General features: G+C 64.6%; 12 protein-coding genes and 1 pseudogene. 8 read left to right on the top strand and 5 right to left on the bottom strand.

Annotated features, from left to right (window positions below):
- Window positions 1–83: 83 nt before the first annotated feature.
- Both xylB and A7A09_RS02640 read right to left on the bottom strand, forming a co-directional pair.
- Window positions 84–1,502, bottom strand: a complete 1,419-nt coding sequence (gene xylB, locus A7A09_RS02645; RefSeq protein WP_106689915.1) for a xylulokinase — start codon at window positions 1,500–1,502, stop codon at window positions 84–86.
- Window positions 1,503–1,637: 135 nt separating this feature from the next.
- Complete coding sequence (locus A7A09_RS02640) at window positions 1,638–1,892, bottom strand: hypothetical protein (protein WP_245999090.1); 255 nt, start codon at window positions 1,890–1,892, stop codon at window positions 1,638–1,640.
- A gap of 217 nt (window positions 1,893–2,109) precedes the next feature.
- Here A7A09_RS02640 and pyrC point away from each other — a divergent pair, with 217 nt between their 5' ends.
- From pyrC to A7A09_RS02605, 7 genes are all read left to right on the top strand, one after another.
- Entirely contained in the window at window positions 2,110–3,153 is a 1,044-nt protein-coding gene (pyrC, locus tag A7A09_RS02635) for a dihydroorotase (RefSeq protein WP_106689913.1), read from the top strand.
- Window positions 3,150–3,821 (top strand): orotate phosphoribosyltransferase, encoded by a 672-nt coding sequence (locus tag A7A09_RS02630; RefSeq protein ID WP_106689912.1) that lies wholly within the window; start codon window positions 3,150–3,152, stop codon window positions 3,819–3,821. The genes pyrC and A7A09_RS02630 overlap by 4 nt, the downstream gene beginning before the upstream one ends.
- Before the next feature lie 124 nt (window positions 3,822–3,945).
- Window positions 3,946–5,433, top strand: coding sequence for a replicative DNA helicase (locus A7A09_RS02625; protein WP_106689911.1), 1,488 nt, complete (start codon window positions 3,946–3,948; stop codon window positions 5,431–5,433).
- Window positions 5,434–5,476: 43 nt separating this feature from the next.
- Complete coding sequence (locus A7A09_RS02620) at window positions 5,477–6,688, top strand: multidrug effflux MFS transporter (RefSeq protein WP_106689910.1); 1,212 nt, start codon at window positions 5,477–5,479, stop codon at window positions 6,686–6,688.
- Between the two features lie 161 nt (window positions 6,689–6,849).
- On the top strand, window positions 6,850–8,247 hold the full coding sequence (locus A7A09_RS02615; protein ID WP_106689909.1) for a helix-turn-helix domain-containing protein: 1,398 nt from the start codon (window positions 6,850–6,852) through the stop codon (window positions 8,245–8,247).
- Window positions 8,248–8,427: 180 nt separating this feature from the next.
- Window positions 8,428–9,732 (top strand): M23 family metallopeptidase, encoded by a 1,305-nt coding sequence (locus tag A7A09_RS02610; RefSeq protein ID WP_106689908.1) that lies wholly within the window; start codon window positions 8,428–8,430, stop codon window positions 9,730–9,732.
- Window positions 9,722–10,222 (top strand): bactofilin family protein, encoded by a 501-nt coding sequence (locus tag A7A09_RS02605; protein WP_106689907.1) that lies wholly within the window; start codon window positions 9,722–9,724, stop codon window positions 10,220–10,222. Before A7A09_RS02610 ends, A7A09_RS02605 begins: the two co-directional genes overlap by 11 nt.
- A gap of 406 nt (window positions 10,223–10,628) precedes the next feature.
- Here A7A09_RS02605 and coaD read toward each other — a convergent pair whose 3' ends face one another.
- The 3 genes from coaD to A7A09_RS02590 all read right to left on the bottom strand — a co-directional run bounded on the left by coaD (window position 10,629) and on the right by A7A09_RS02590 (window position 12,652).
- Window positions 10,629–11,120: a pantetheine-phosphate adenylyltransferase gene (gene coaD / locus A7A09_RS02600; protein ID WP_106689906.1), complete on the bottom strand. Its 492-nt coding sequence runs from the start codon at window positions 11,118–11,120 to the stop codon at window positions 10,629–10,631.
- Between the two features lie 85 nt (window positions 11,121–11,205).
- A complete protein-coding gene (locus A7A09_RS02595; protein ID WP_106689905.1) occupies window positions 11,206–11,667 on the bottom strand; it encodes a CBS domain-containing protein in 462 nt (153 codons plus the stop codon).
- A gap of 82 nt (window positions 11,668–11,749) precedes the next feature.
- Window positions 11,750–12,652, bottom strand: a complete 903-nt coding sequence (locus A7A09_RS02590) for a LysR family transcriptional regulator (protein ID WP_106689904.1) — start codon at window positions 12,650–12,652, stop codon at window positions 11,750–11,752.
- A 101-nt stretch (window positions 12,653–12,753) separates the two neighbouring features.
- Here A7A09_RS02590 and A7A09_RS02585 point away from each other — a divergent pair.
- Window positions 12,754–14,252: pseudogene (locus A7A09_RS02585) on the top strand (CoA-acylating methylmalonate-semialdehyde dehydrogenase).
- Window positions 14,253–14,422: the final 170 nt, after the last annotated feature.

Here is a 14,422-nt window from a genome sequence, read left to right as displayed (position 1 = left end):
TTGGCCGAGGCCCGACAGGCATCCCCTTGCAGGGGCCACCAACACCAGTGAAGTGCGCGCTTATAGTCCCGTTTCAGCCGGTGTCAAGCGCGCTGAGCCTGCAATCGCGACAGCGCCTCGGACCAGCCGGGCAGCAGCGCCGGGTCGGGATCGAAACGCGCGGCGATCTCGGGCCGGGTCATCGCCTCGGCCCCGGCTCCGGTCGCGGCCATCAGCCCAAGCCGGGCCGCGCCGAAACCCGCCCCGGTTTCGGAGCCTGCCGGGCGCAAGACCGGCACGCCGGTCGCCTGCGCCAGCATCGCCAGCCACAGATCAGAGCGCGCGCCCCCGCCCATGGCGATCAGCGAATCCGCGCCGCCACCTGCCTCGCGCAGGGCGGCCATGTTCTCGGCCAGCGCCAGCGCCACGCCTTCCAGCACGGCGCGGGTCATCTGCGGGCGGGTGCTGCGCGCCGACATCCCGGTAAAGCCCGCCCGCTGCGCAGGATTGTTCAGCGGCGTCCGCTCGCCGGTCAGATAGGGCCAGAAGGCGATGCGCGCGGGCTGGCCGGGCTGCGGGTCCAGTTCCTCCAGCAGATCCGCCACGGGCTGACCGACGATCCCGGCCCACCATTCCAGGCAGGCGGCGGCGGACAGGATCACCCCCATCTGGTGCCACTGCCCCGGCAGCGCATGACAAAAGGCGTGGATCGCGGTCTCGGGCGCAGGCAGGAAACGATCTGTCGCGGCAAAGATCACCCCCGACGTGCCAAGCGAGACCAGCCCCGGTCCCGGTCCGGTGATCCCGGCCCCAATCGCCGTCGCGGCGTTGTCGCCTGCGCCACCCGCGACGGGTATCCCGGCGGGCAGCCCGAACTCACCGGCGATCTCGGCGCGCAATTGGCCTGCCACGGCGCTCCCTTCGGCCAGGGCGGGCATCATTTCACGGCTCATGCCGGTCGCCGACAGCAGCGCGTCCGACCAGTCGCGGGAGGCCGGGTCGAACCAGGCCGTGCCCGAGGCGTCGGACATGTCGCTGATCGCCTCTCCGGTCAGCCAGAGCCGCAGGTAATCCTTGGGCAGCAGCACCCGGCGGACACTCTCGAACAATTGCGGCTCATGCCGCTGCATCCAGACCAGCTTGGGCGCAGTGAAACCGGCAAAGACAAGGTTTCCGGTCACGTCGCGGAACCGCTGCTGCCCATCCAGCTGCGCCGCCTCTTCCGAGGCGCGGCCGTCATTCCACAGGATCGCGGGGCGCAGCACCCGGCCGCTTTCGTCCAGGCAGACCGCGCCGTGCATCTGCCCCGAAAGGCCGATCCCCGCCACCCGGTCCAGAGGCTTCCCCAGATCGGCCAGCGCCGCGCGGGTCGCATCGATCCAGTCCTGTGGTGCCTGCTCGGACCAGCCGGGTTGCGGGGTCGAGACCTTCAGCCCGGCATGGCCGGTGCCGATCACCCGCTGCGCGTCGTCGATCAGCACGGTCTTCACGCCGGATGTACCAAGATCGATCCCCAGATACATTGTTCTTCTCCCCTCGTTTGCCTGCGCCGTTTCTGGCCGATTCTTCGGCTCTGCGCCAGCCCGGAAGGATGCGCCCGGCCGGAATCAACGGCCCCCGCGATCAGGTTCCGCGTTCCGTGCCGATTGCTGGATGGCCTACAGCTTGCGCGTCAGGCGGCGCGAATTGGCCCGTGTCCGCTCGCTATAGGGGTTCAGCGCCGCCGACATCACGTGATCGGGGCTTGCGCCACGGCTGGCGGCCTGCGCCATGGCAAACAGCGATTCGGACGCGGCGGCCTGTTTCTCGGCCACCATGCGAAACGGCTCGCCAGGGGCCTGTGCCACCACTCCCAGCATCCCCGCGACCCGGATCCAGATCACGAGATGTGAATCCATGGCGAGATGCGTCATCTGCTCCCATAACCGAAAAGGTCCCTCCGCCCCCCTATTCGTGTTCTTTTTCCGAGGCATCCTAAATTCCTTTCGCCGACATCCGCGGCATATCGGGGCATCGTGTGTTAATTGAACATGTGAAACAAGTGTCTTGTTCCTACAATTTTCCGACAAGTCGCGACAAATACGCCAAGCCCGCTTGGCAAGACGGCCGCGCAATGTATAGAGGCAGGTCATGACTGACAGCATCACCCTTCGCCGCCCCGACGACTGGCACCTGCATCTGCGCGATGGCGCGATGCTGGCCGCCGTGACCCCCCATTCCGCGGGTTTCGGCCGCGCGATCATCATGCCGAACCTGGTGCCTCCGGTCGTCACCGGCGATCAGGCCGCCGCCTATCGCGACCGGATCCTGGCTGCCCTGCCCAATGGCGCGGCCTTGCAGCCGCAAATGACGCTGTATCTGACCGACACGACCGATCCGGCGGATGTAGTGGCCTCGCATCGCGACGGCATCATCCACGCGGTCAAGCTGTATCCCGCCGGGGCGACCACGAACTCCGCCAGCGGCGTGACGGATTTCGACCGCGTCCGCCCGGTGCTGGAGGCGATGGCCGAGGCGGGTATCCCGCTTTGCGTGCATGGTGAGGTGACCGATCCGGCGGTGGATATCTTCGACCGCGAGGCAGTCTTCATCGATCGCGTTCTGGACCCGATCCGCCGCAAGACCCCCGGCCTTCGCGTGGTGATGGAGCATATCACCACGTCTGACGGCGTGGATTACGCCCGCTCGGGCGGCGATGGCCTGGGCGCGACGATCACGACCCATCACCTGGTGATCAACCGCAACCATATCCTCGCCGGCGGCATCCGGCCGCATTATTACTGCCTGCCGGTCGCCAAGCGCGAAACCCACCGCATCGCCCTGCGCGAGGCCGCGACCAGCGGCGAGGGGCGGTTCTTCCTCGGCACCGACAGCGCACCGCATCCCGACCGCGCCAAGCTGCAACCCTGCGGCTGCGCGGGCTGTTTCACGGCGCCGAACACCATGTCGATCCTTGCCCATGTCTTCGAGGAGGACGGCGCGCTGGACCGGCTGGAAGCCTTTGCCAGCCTCAACGGCGCGGCATTCTACGGCCTGCCTCCGAACGAGGACCGCATCCGCCTGACCCGCCGCGACACCGCCGCCGCCTATCCGGCAACCATTCGGGCGGGGGACGAGACCGTGACCGTCTTCGACCCCGGCTTTCCGCTTTACTGGCACCTGGAGGACGCATGAGCCTGCCCTACCCCACGCGCGAGGAAATCGCCCGCCTTTCGGCCCGCATGCTGCTGGAGATCAAGGCGGTGGATTTCAACGCCGATGAGCCCTTCACCTATGCGTCCGGCCTCAAGGGGCCGACCTATGTCGATTGCCGCCGGATCATCAGCTTTCCGCGCGTGCGCCAGACCCTGCTGGATTTCCTGGCCGCAACGGTCATGCGCGACGCAGGTTTCGAGGCCTTCGACAATATCGCCGGCGGCGAGACGGCGGGTATTCCCTTTGCCGCCATGGTCGCGGAACGGCTTGGCCTGCCGATGACCTATGTGCGCAAGAAGCCCAAGGGATATGGCCGCAATGCCCGGATCGAGGGCGTGATGACCGAGGGCCAGCGCGTGCTGCTGGTCGAGGATCTGACCACCGATGGCGGCAGCAAGCTGTCCTTCGTCGATGCCATCCGCGAGACCGGCGCAAGCTGCGCCCATACGGCGGTGATCTTCTATTACGGCATCTTCCCCGAGACCACGCAGCGGCTGGCCGATCATGGTGTCAGCCTGCATCACCTGTGCACATGGTGGGATGTGCTGGCCGAGGCACGGGAAAGCGAGGCCTTCGATACCGCCACGCTGAACGAGGTCCAGACCTTCCTGACCAATCCGAGGGAATGGCAGGCAGCGAATAGCTGACGCGGCGGTTATCCACAGCTTATCCCCCGATCCGCCCACCGGTTTCCGCCGTCATGGGATTTTCTGTGACCATAACTTGCGGTATCATCGCCCGAATAACCATAATATTGGGGGCAATGGGCGGATGACCAGCCTGCATGCGATCATTCCGGGACAGGAAAGCGAAGAGGGAATCACGGCGGCGATCCCGTTTTCGCTGGAAGCCGAGCAGCAGCTTCTGGGTGCGCTTCTCACCAATAACGACGTGTTCGACCGCGTCAGCCAGACCATCAAGCCCGAGCATTTCTATCACCCCGTCCATGCCCGCATCTTCGAGATCTGCGCCGAGCGGATCCGCAAGAACGCATTGGCCAGCCCGGTCACGATCAAGGCTTTCATGGAGCATGACGAGGGCCTGAAGGAACTCGGCGGCGCCCCCTACCTGGCACGGCTGGCCGGGGCAGCGATCTCGGCCTATGCGGCGCGGGATTATGCGCAGATGATCCGGGAATTCGCCTTGCGGCGCGAACTGATCACGCTCGGGCAGGACATTTCGGCCCGCGCCTCGACCGTCGAGGTGGATGACGATGCCGAGGAGCAGATCAAGGCCGCCGAACAGACGCTTTACAAGCTGGGCGAGCAGGGCGTGGCCGAACGCGGCTTCCAAAGCTTTCTCAAGGCGGTGACCGGCGCGGTCCAGAATGCGAACGCGGCCTATCAGCGTGACGGCAAGCTGTCGGGGATCTCGACCGGACTGGTCGATCTGGACGGCAAGATGGGCGGGCTGAACAATTCCGACCTGATCATCCTCGCCGGGCGACCCTCGATGGGGAAAACCTCGCTGGCGACGAATATCGCCTTCAACATCGCCAAGTCCCACAAGCTGGGCGACCGGGCCGATGGCACCCATGGCTCCGTCGAAGGCGGTGTGGTGGGCTTTTTCAGTCTCGAGATGTCGGCCGAGCAATTGGCCGCCCGAATCCTGTCCGAAGCCGCCGAGGTTCCCAGTGAGCGCATCCGCAGCGGCAATATGGACGAATCGGAATTCCGCCGTTTCGTCGAGGCTGCGCATTCCTTGCAGAACTGCCCGCTTTACATCGACGATACCCCGGCCCTGCCGATCAACCAGCTTGCCGCCCGCGCCCGCAAGCTCAAGCGGACGCATGGGCTGGATGTGCTGATGGTGGACTACCTGCAGCTTCTGCGCCCCGCCACTGCCAAGGACAGCCGCGTGAACGAGGTTTCCGAGATCACCCAGGGCCTCAAGGCCGTTGCCAAGGAACTGAACATCCCGGTCATCGCCCTGTCGCAGTTGTCGCGCCAGGTCGAGAACCGCGAGGACAAGCGTCCGCAGCTTTCCGACCTGCGCGAATCGGGCAGTATCGAGCAGGACGCCGATATCGTGATGTTCGTCTTCCGCGAGGAATATTACCGCGAACGCGAAAAGCCCTCGGACAGTGATCTGGACGCGATGGCCAAGTGGCAGCAGATCATGGAGAACGTGCATGGCAAGGCCGAGGTGATCCTTGGCAAGCAGCGCCACGGCCCCATCGGCACTGTCGAGCTGTCCTTCGAGGGGCAATTCACCCGCTTCGGCAACCTGGCCAGGGACCGGCAAAGCACATGGGATTGAACCTGTCGGGCACGGCAGGGACCAGAACCTCAAAGCGTCACCCATGACCGTCGCCAGAACACCTCCGCATCCTGCGACACTGGTTGCGCTGTCCGGAGTATCGGCGCTGTCGATGAACGTGTTCCTGCCCTCGCTTCCCGGCATGGCGCGGGATTTCGAGGTCGATTACGCGGTGATGCAGCTTTCGGTCTCGGCCTATATCGGGGCCAGCGCGGTGTTGCAGCTTCTGGGCGGCCCGATCAGCGACCGAATGGGGCGGCGGCCGGTGGTGCTGGCCGCATTGGCGGTTTTCATCCTGGCGACGATCGGGACATTGCTCGCCCGCGATGCCGGCACTTTCCTGATATTCCGGCTGGTTCAGGCGGTGGTGGCCGTCTGCATGCTGGTGCCCCGCGCGGTGGTCCGCGACATGTATGACGGCGCACAGGCGGCCTCGATGATCGGCTATGTCACCATGGGGATGGCCGTCGTCCCGATGATCGCCCCGATCATCGGCGGGCTGCTGGACGAAGCCTATGGCTGGCGCGCGAATTTCGCCATGATGGGGCTCTTGGGCCTGGCCGTCGGCATCGCCGCATGGCGCGACCTGGGCGAAACCGTGCGCGATGGCGGGCTGCCGCTGCGGCAGCAGGTCCAGAACTATCCCGTCCTCGCGCGATCTGTCCGCTTCTGGGGTTACTGCCTTGCGGCGACGCTCTCTTCGGGCTGTTTCTTCGCCTATCTGGGCGGTGCGCCCTTCGTCGGCGAACATGTCTTCGGTCTCACCCCCGCAGAGGTCGGCTATTTCTTTGCCGCCCCCTCGGTCGGCTACCTGACCGGCAACTTCCTTTCGGGCCGCTTCACGGCAAGGTTCGGGCTGAACCGGATGATCCTGACCGGGTGCTGCATCTGTTTCGCCTCGCTCGCGTTTTCATTGGCGGTGCTCCTGTCCGGGATCGTGGACCCTTTCATATTCTTCGGCGCCATCGCGGGCATGGGGCTGGGCAACGGCCTGGTCATGCCGAATGCCAATGCCGGGATGATGAGCGTCAGGCCGGAACTCGCCGGCACCGCGAGCGGGCTTGGCGGCGCACTGGCAATCGCCGGAGGCGCCCTGCTTTCGGCGCTGGCGGGGGCGCTCCTGCAACCCGGCTCGGGAGCCATCCCGCTCCTTGTCATCATGAACCTGTCGGCCGCCGGGGCGCTGGCCGCGATCCTGTGGGTCCTGCGGCGCGAGGCTCAACTGGCCAGGACGGCTCAAATGGAGTCCTGTTGACGTTTTCTTAACTTTCCCGATGTAAAAGCGGCGCCATGTCTTCTGTTTCGCCCCTCCGGCGCGCGCATCCATGGCTTCCACCGATCGCCGCCCCTTCCATGCCCCTTGCAGCGAATGCTTTGCAAAGGCTAGAGCCTGCTTTGCAAAACAAGGGGGCGATAATGGCAACCCAAAAGATCTATGCCGGAACAGCATTGCGGGAAACCCGCGCCCGGGCGGGGCTTACGCAACGGCGATTCGCCGAGACCCTGGGGGTTTCGCTCCCCTACCTGTCGCAGATGGAGAACAATCACCGGCCGATTTCGGCAGGCGTGCTGCTGCGGCTGGCGCAGGAATTCGGCGTCGATCTGACCACGCTGGCGGCCGGCGATGCCGAACGCATGGTCATCGACATGCAGGAGGCGCTGGCCGATCCGCTTTTCGACACCACCCCGCCGCTGGCCGATCTGCGTCTCGCCGCGACCAATGCGCCGATCCTGGCCCGCGCCTTCCTGGACCTGTATCGCGCCCATCGCCAGGGGCAGGAACGGCTGGCCGCGCTGGACGAGGCCATCGGCGCCGCGGGTCAGAACGCCATCGTCACGCCTTGGGAAGAGGTGCGGGACTTCTTTCACTATTGCGACAATTACATCGATGCCGTCGACCGCGCAGCCGAACGTTTCGCCTGTCCCGACGGTGAACGCGGCGATCCGTGGCGGCTTGCCGTCGAGGCGCTGGCTGGCCGCGATATCCGCGTCTCGCTGGTCGAGATGCCCGCGAATTCGGTCTTTCGGCGTGAAGGGTCCGAATTGCTGGTCAACGCGGCCGCAGAGGCGCCGACACGCGTCTTCCAGCTGCTGCATCTGGTGGCACTGGAGACCCGCACCGACCTGCTGGAGGCGACGCTTGACCTGGCGCGTTTCCGCACCCCCGTCGCGCGCGAGATCGCGCGCGTGGGCATGGCCAACTACTTTGCCGGGGCGGCGCTGATGCCCTATCGCGCCTTTTTGGGTGCCGCGCAGGAAGAACGCCACGATCTTGAGCGTCTCTCGCATCTGTTCGGCGCCTCTCTGGAGCAGGTGGCGCATCGGCTTTCGACCCTGCAGCGTCCCGGCGCCAAGGGCGTGCCGTTCTTCTTCGTCCGCGTCGATCAGGCCGGCACGATCACCAAGCGCCACTCGGCCACCCGGCTGCAATTCGCCCGATTCGGCGGAGCCTGCCCGCTTTGGAACGTCCACCAGGCTTTCGAGCAACCGGGCCGTTTCCTGCGACAATTGGCTGAAACCCCGGACGGGGTGCGATACCTACTGCTGTCGCGCGACGTGTCGAAACATGCGGGCGCCTTCAATGCCCCGGTCCGCCGATTCGCCATTGGACTGGGATGCGAAATCGCCCATGCGGAAGGCATGGTCTATGCCGATGGCCTGGACCTGAGCAAACCGCCCGCCTTCGAACCCATTGGAATTTCCTGCCGAATCTGCCCCCGGCCCGATTGTCACCAGCGCTCTGTGCCCCCGATCGATCGGCCACTCAACATTCCACTCAACCGCAACGGTCCACTGCCATATGAGATCTCGTAACAATCCAGTAAGCCGCTCCGGCATTTCGGCGGTTTTTCGCCAGTCAAGGCGCATTATTGCCTATATCGGGCATGAAGGCGTCAGCAATGTTGCCTTAAGGGCACAGGGCATTATTACCCCATGGGAAACGGAATCACAGCATCTCGGCCATAACAGGGATGCGACGTCGAGGGACATACATTGTCAAAGCGCCTTATAAGCAGCCTGAACTCTTCCCTGGAACGCTGGCTGCCCGAAAAACGCCTGTTTCTGCGCTCCGACGATGCGACCCGATTCCTGCGGCTGCGACCTCTGACCCAGTTGATGGGACTCGGTGGCGGGGCCCTGATCTTCGGCTGGACCCTGGTCGCAAGTTCCATTCTGGTCATCGACGCCGTCAGCTCGGGTTCCTCCGATGAGCAGATGGGCCGGACCCAGACCGCGTTCGAAGAGCGGCTGGAACAGCTTTCCGCCGAACGCGATGCCCGGGCCGCAGAGGCCGTGGCGGCGCAGAACCGCTTTGCCGTCGCGCTCGAACAGGTTTCCGAGATGCAGTCGCAATTGCTGGAATCCGAGGAACAACGGCGTGAGCTGGAAACCGGTCTCAAGGTCGTCCAGTCCAACCTGCGCGACGCCATCAGCGAGCGCAACAGCGCGAAAGAGCAGGTTCAGGTCGCGAATGGCGATGAGGTGAACGATCAGGAGCGCAGCGGAGAGATCTCTGTTGCGCTGGACATCCTGTCCGGCGAATTGCGCAACACCGCCGATGCCCGGAGCGAGGCGCAACGCCGGGCCGACGAAGCCCAGCTTGCGGCAGAGCAGCTACGCGTCGAGCGCGACCAGATCGTTGCACAAAACGATGCGATCCTGACCCAACTGGAAGATGCGGTGACCATTTCGGTTGAGCCGCTGGACAAGGTCTTCCGCTCGGTCGGAATGGATCCGGAGGAAGTGCTGAGCACGATCCGCAAGGGTTATTCCGGGCAAGGGGGACCGCTGAACCCGATTTCCTACTCGACCAGCGGCAACGCCTCGTTGAGCAAGGGCGAGACCAAGGCGAAACAGGTCGTCGTCACGTTGGACGAGATGAACACCTACCGTATCGCCATCGAGAAGCTTCCCCTGGCAATGCCGGTCAAATCCTCGTTCCGCTACACCTCGGGCTTCGGGCGCCGTTGGGGCCGAATGCATGAGGGCGTCGACATGGCCGGCCCCTCGGGCACCCCGGTCTACGCGACCGGCGACGGGGTGGTTTCCTTTGCCGGACGGCAAAGCGGCTATGGCAACCTGATCAAGGTCACCCATGAGCTCGGCACCGAAACCCGCTACGCGCATCTGTCCAGAATTCGCGTGAAGCAGGGGCAAAGAGTGTCGCAAGGCGAGTTGATCGGTGATATGGGAAATACCGGGCGCTCGACCGGGCCACATCTTCACTATGAGGTACATATGAACGGCCGGGCCGTAGATCCGATGCGTTTTATCAAGGCAGCAAGCAATGTTTTCTAAAACTCGTGTGACCGAAAATACCCCCCCGCAAACCCCTGCCGCGCCGCAGCAAGCCGAGACGGCAGGAAACACGCCGCCCAAGCCGGAGCGTTCGGGCGAAAACGCCCCCGTCGCGCCCCGGCAACGGACGACTCCCTCGGTGCTGTCGGCCGATCTGACCGTCGTTGGCAATATCAGGACCGAGGGCGATATCCAGATCGAGGGCAATATCGAAGGCGATGTCCGCGCCCATCAACTGACCATCGGCGATTCGGCCGTGATCAAGGGCGAGATCGTCGGCGATGACGTCATCGTCAATGGCCGTGTCGTCGGCCGTGTCCGGGGCCTGCGCGTCCGCCTGTCTGCCAGTGCGCGCGTCGAAGGCGACATCATCCACAAGACGATCGCCATCGAATCCGGCGCTCACTTCGAGGGCTCGGTTCAGCGGCAGGACGATCCGCTTGCGAATGGCGGCGGAACGAAGAAGCTGGCGCCGCCCGCAGGCGCATGATCCTCTGATCAGCCCTGCCCGGCGACCACGGCAGGCTGACGACGACAGGGGCCCGCCTTTGGCGGGCCTTGCCATTTCCGGCCCCGTCACGGATTTCCGTAATCTGCGCCGCTTGCAGCCATCGGCATCGATGCATTCGCCAACCGGGTCCGCCAAGGCTCGGACGGGTTGCGGACGAACCAGGGCGGATCATGGGGAGAATGTCATCATTCCGGGATGGGCAGCACCCTGCCCGGCTCCATCGCTTATACTGTATCAAGACAAGCGAAGCCCATCACCGATGTCGAAACCGCAGCCGATGTTGCGCTGATCATGGCCCGCCTGCCCGGGGACGTGAGTGCCCAGCTCATCACGATCATGGCCACGAACATGCCCTATATCGGGCGTGGCCGAGCCCGCTGCGTGATCAGCCCAGCTTGCCCGTCAACGCGATCCGCACATCCGGGGTGACGAATTTCGACACGTCGCCGCCAAGCCGGGCGATTTCCTTGACCAGTTTCGAGGCAATGGCCTGCCGGCGCGCATCGGCCATCAGGAACACGGTCTCGATGCTGGCATCCAGCGCCCGGTTCATGCCAACCATCTGGAATTCATATTCGAAATCGGCCACGGCACGCAGCCCTCGCACGATGACCGTCGCGCCGACATCGCGGGCGCAATCGATCAGCAGGTTCTCGAACGGATGGACGAGGATCTCGCCCCCGGTCTTGGCCGCGATCGGGGCGCATTCCGCCTGCACCATCGCGACCCGCTCCTCCAGATCGAAAAGCGGCCCCTTGTCACGGTTGATCGCCACCCCGATCACCAGCCGGTCGACCAGCGCCATGGCGCGCTGGATGATATCGGTATGTCCCAGGGTGATCGGATCGAAGGTCCCGGGATAGAGGCCAATGCGCATGGTCAGACATCCTTATGCGTTTCGCGCCCCTAGGAAAACCCGATCTCCTCGCGATCTGCAAGGTTTCGGCGGAAATTCGGGTCGTTCAGCTGCCCATGATCATGCCGGTCAGCGCGTCCTTTTCGTCGGCCAGTTCCTTCAGCCGCCCGCTCACCGCGTCCCCGATCGAGATCACGCCCAGCATGTTCCCGTCACCATCCACGACCGGCAGGTGGCGAAAACGCCCCTGCGTCATCCGTTCGAGGATGGTCAAGGCATCCTCTCCGGTGGTGCAGGTCTGAACGGATGTCGTCATGACATCGCGGATGGTCACGCCCAGAGCCTCGGTGCCCTTTTCGCCAAGCTGGCGGACGATATCGCGCTCCGACAGGATCCCTTCGGGCTTGCGCCCATCCGAGGATACGACGATCGCACCGATGCGCCGCTCGGCCAGCAGCCTTGCCGCATCCTGCAAGGTGGCATCCGGCTTGATCGTGATGATGGTAGCGGCTTCGACCCCCGGCTTGCCGGACAGGCCCTTCATCGACAGCAGTTGATTGACAAGCATGGATATTCCTCCGTCCGGGTCATCACCTTCATCATTTTCCCACAACGGCCCCGCGTCAAGCCCGTCCTGTCATGCGGGCGAATTATGGCCCTTTGGTCTGATACAGCCCCTCCAGCCGTGCGACCTCCTGCCGGATCCCCTGGGCCAGTTCCTCGGCCAGCAGGGTCAGTCGCCGCGACGCCCGGTCATCGGCATGGCGCAGCAACCAGAAACTGCGGGTGAGCGAGATCAGATCGGGCAGCACCTTCCGGACACCGGGCGCGAAGGGGATGGCGAAATCATGCACGATCCCCAGCCCCGCCGCCGCCCGGATCGCCTGCATCTGGACCGAGACGGAATTCGAAGTGATCGCCGCAGTCTCGACCCCGGTCTCCGACAGGTAATCCAGCTCGCGGTCAAAGATCATGTCGGGGATATATCCGATCATCCGGTGACCATGCAGATCGGCCAATCCGGAGATCGGCGGATGCGCATGCAGGTAATCCTCATGCGCGGCCAGATGCAGGTGATATTCGGTCAACCGCTGCACCGTCAGCCGTCCCGTGTCCGGTGGCGAGACGGCAATGGCCATATCGGCCTCGCGTTTCGACAGGTTGACCACGCGGGGCAGCGCGACGATCTGGATTTCCAGCCCCGGATGCGCCTCGCACATCCGCCGCGCCACCTGCGGCAGCAGGTAATTCGCGCAACCATCCGGCGCCCCGATCCGCAATTGCCCGCTGATCCCCGTCTCGCGCCTTGTCGCCTCGCCCGCCGCCACCGCCGCCTTTTCCGCCGCCTCGGCGGGCGCGACCAGCCGCCCGCCTTCGGCGGTCAGCACATATCCCTGCGGGGTCTTGGCGAACAGTGTCGCGCCCACGGCCTGCTCGAGCCGGGCAACCCGGCGGCCCACGGTCGAGGCGTCCAGCCCCAGCCTCCGCCCTGCCCCCGACAGGCTCTCCATCCGCGCCACGGCCAGAAAGATGCGTAAATCATCCCAATCCATCGCCCCACCTTTGCGAATTTGCAAAACGCTTTTGTTACCCTGCCTCTTTCACGGGTATTTCCGCAAGGCTATGCTGGTCCCAACAAGCTCAGGAGGATGCGATGAAAGAGATTCACCACTGGATCGACGGCAAAGAGGTCAAGGGCACGTCCGGCCGGTTTGCCGATGTCTTCAACCCCGCCACGGGCGAGGTGCAGGCCAGGCTGTCGCTGGCCACCAGGGCGGAACTGGATGCCGCAGTGGACAGTGCCGCCAGAGCGCAGGTGAAATGGGGCGGCACCAACCCGCAACGCCGCGCCCGGGTGATGATGAAATTCGTCGACCTGCTGAACCGCGACATGGACAAGCTGGCCGAGGCGCTGTCATCCGAGCATGGCAAGACCTTTCCCGACGCCAAGGGCGATGTGCAGCGCGGGCTGGAAGTGATCGAGTTCTGCATCGGCGCGCCGCATCTGCTGAAAGGCGATTATACCGATAGCGCCGGGACCGGCATCGACATGTATTCGATGCGCCAGCCCCTGGGAGTCGTGGCGGGCATCACGCCGTTCAACTTCCCTGCCATGATCCCGCTGTGGAAAATGGGTCCGGCGCTGGCTGCCGGCAACGCGATGATCCTGAAGCCCTCCGAGCGCGATCCTTCGGTGCCGCTGATGCTGGCGCAGCTGCTGCAAGAGGCGGGGCTGCCCGATGGCGTGCTGCAGGTCGTCAATGGCGACAAGGAAAGCGTCGATGCGATCCTCGACAACCCGGTGATCCAGGCGGTCGGCTTCGTCGGCTCGACCCCCATCGCGCAATATATCTATGAGCGCGCGGCGGCGACCGGCAAGCGGGCGCAATGTTTCGGCGGCGCCAAGAACCACATGATCATCATGCCCGACGCCGATCTGGACCAGGCCGCCGATGCGCTGGTGGGCGCGGGCTATGGCGCGGCGGGGGAACGCTGCATGGCGATCTCGGTCGCGGTGCCGGTGGGCGAAAAGACCGCCGACGCGCTGATCGAGAAACTGGTGCCGCGTATCGAGAAACTGAAGGTCGGCCCCTGGACGGCTGGCGACGATGTCGATTACGGCCCGGTCGTGACCCGTGCGGCAAAGGAGAACATCCATCGCCTCGTCCAATCCGGCATCGACCAGGGCGCAGAACTGGTCGTCGATGGCCGCGACTTCAGCCTGCAGGGCTACGAGGACGGTTTCTTCGTCGGCCCGCATCTCTTCGACCGCGTGACCCCCGAGATGGACATCTACAGGACCGAGATCTTCGGCCCGGTCCTCTCCACCGTCCGCGCGGGCAGCTATGAAGAGGCGATCGGCCTTGCGATGAACCACGAATATGGCAATGGCACGGCGATCTTCACCCGCGACGGCGATGCCGCCCGCGACTTCGCCAACCGGATCAATATCGGCATGGTCGGCATCAACGTGCCCATCCCGGTGCCGCTGGCTATCACACCTTTGGCGGCTGGAAGAAATCCGGCTTCGGCGACCTGAACCAGCATGGCCCCGACGCCTTCCGCTTCTATACCCGCACCAAGACGGTCACGGCCCGCTGGCCCTCGGGGATCAAGGAAGGCGGCGAGTTCAACTTCAAGGCCATGGACTGAGCCCAGCCAGCCCGCGTCATGGAAAGGCCCGCAATCGCGGGCCTTTTTCCGTCACGTTTCCCATGTCACCATGAATGCAAAGCATCTTGCCCTCGGGCAAACGGGCATATCCCTTCTTCTTTGGGCAAATACCTCGGGGGGCATGGGGGGCTGGCCCCCCACCGTCGCGG

The sequence above is a fragment of the Paracoccus methylarcula genome, assembly GCF_003007735.2.
Lineage (GTDB): Bacteria > Pseudomonadota > Alphaproteobacteria > Rhodobacterales > Rhodobacteraceae > Paracoccus > Paracoccus methylarcula.
This window is presented reverse-complemented; position numbering and strand designations above follow the sequence as displayed.

Bases quoted from the DNA above. Each gene is read 5' to 3' on its own strand.
- xylB (WP_106689915.1), bottom strand. From the start codon at position 1,502: ATGTATCTGGGGATCGATCTTGGTACATCCGGCGTGAAGACCGTGCTG.
- A7A09_RS02640 (WP_245999090.1), bottom strand. From the start codon at position 1,892: ATGACGCATCTCGCCATGGATTCACATCTCGTGATCTGGATCCGGGTC.
- pyrC (WP_106689913.1), top strand. From the start codon at position 2,110: ATGACTGACAGCATCACCCTTCGCCGCCCCGACGACTGGCACCTGCAT.
- A7A09_RS02630 (WP_106689912.1), top strand. From the start codon at position 3,150: ATGAGCCTGCCCTACCCCACGCGCGAGGAAATCGCCCGCCTTTCGGCC.
- A7A09_RS02625 (WP_106689911.1), top strand. From the start codon at position 3,946: ATGACCAGCCTGCATGCGATCATTCCGGGACAGGAAAGCGAAGAGGGA.
- A7A09_RS02620 (WP_106689910.1), top strand. From the start codon at position 5,477: ATGACCGTCGCCAGAACACCTCCGCATCCTGCGACACTGGTTGCGCTG.
- A7A09_RS02615 (WP_106689909.1), top strand. From the start codon at position 6,850: ATGGCAACCCAAAAGATCTATGCCGGAACAGCATTGCGGGAAACCCGC.
- A7A09_RS02605 (WP_106689907.1), top strand. From the start codon at position 9,722: ATGTTTTCTAAAACTCGTGTGACCGAAAATACCCCCCCGCAAACCCCT.
- coaD (WP_106689906.1), bottom strand. From the start codon at position 11,120: ATGCGCATTGGCCTCTATCCCGGGACCTTCGATCCGATCACCCTGGGA.
- A7A09_RS02595 (WP_106689905.1), bottom strand. From the start codon at position 11,667: ATGCTTGTCAATCAACTGCTGTCGATGAAGGGCCTGTCCGGCAAGCCG.
- A7A09_RS02590 (WP_106689904.1), bottom strand. From the start codon at position 12,652: ATGGATTGGGATGATTTACGCATCTTTCTGGCCGTGGCGCGGATGGAG.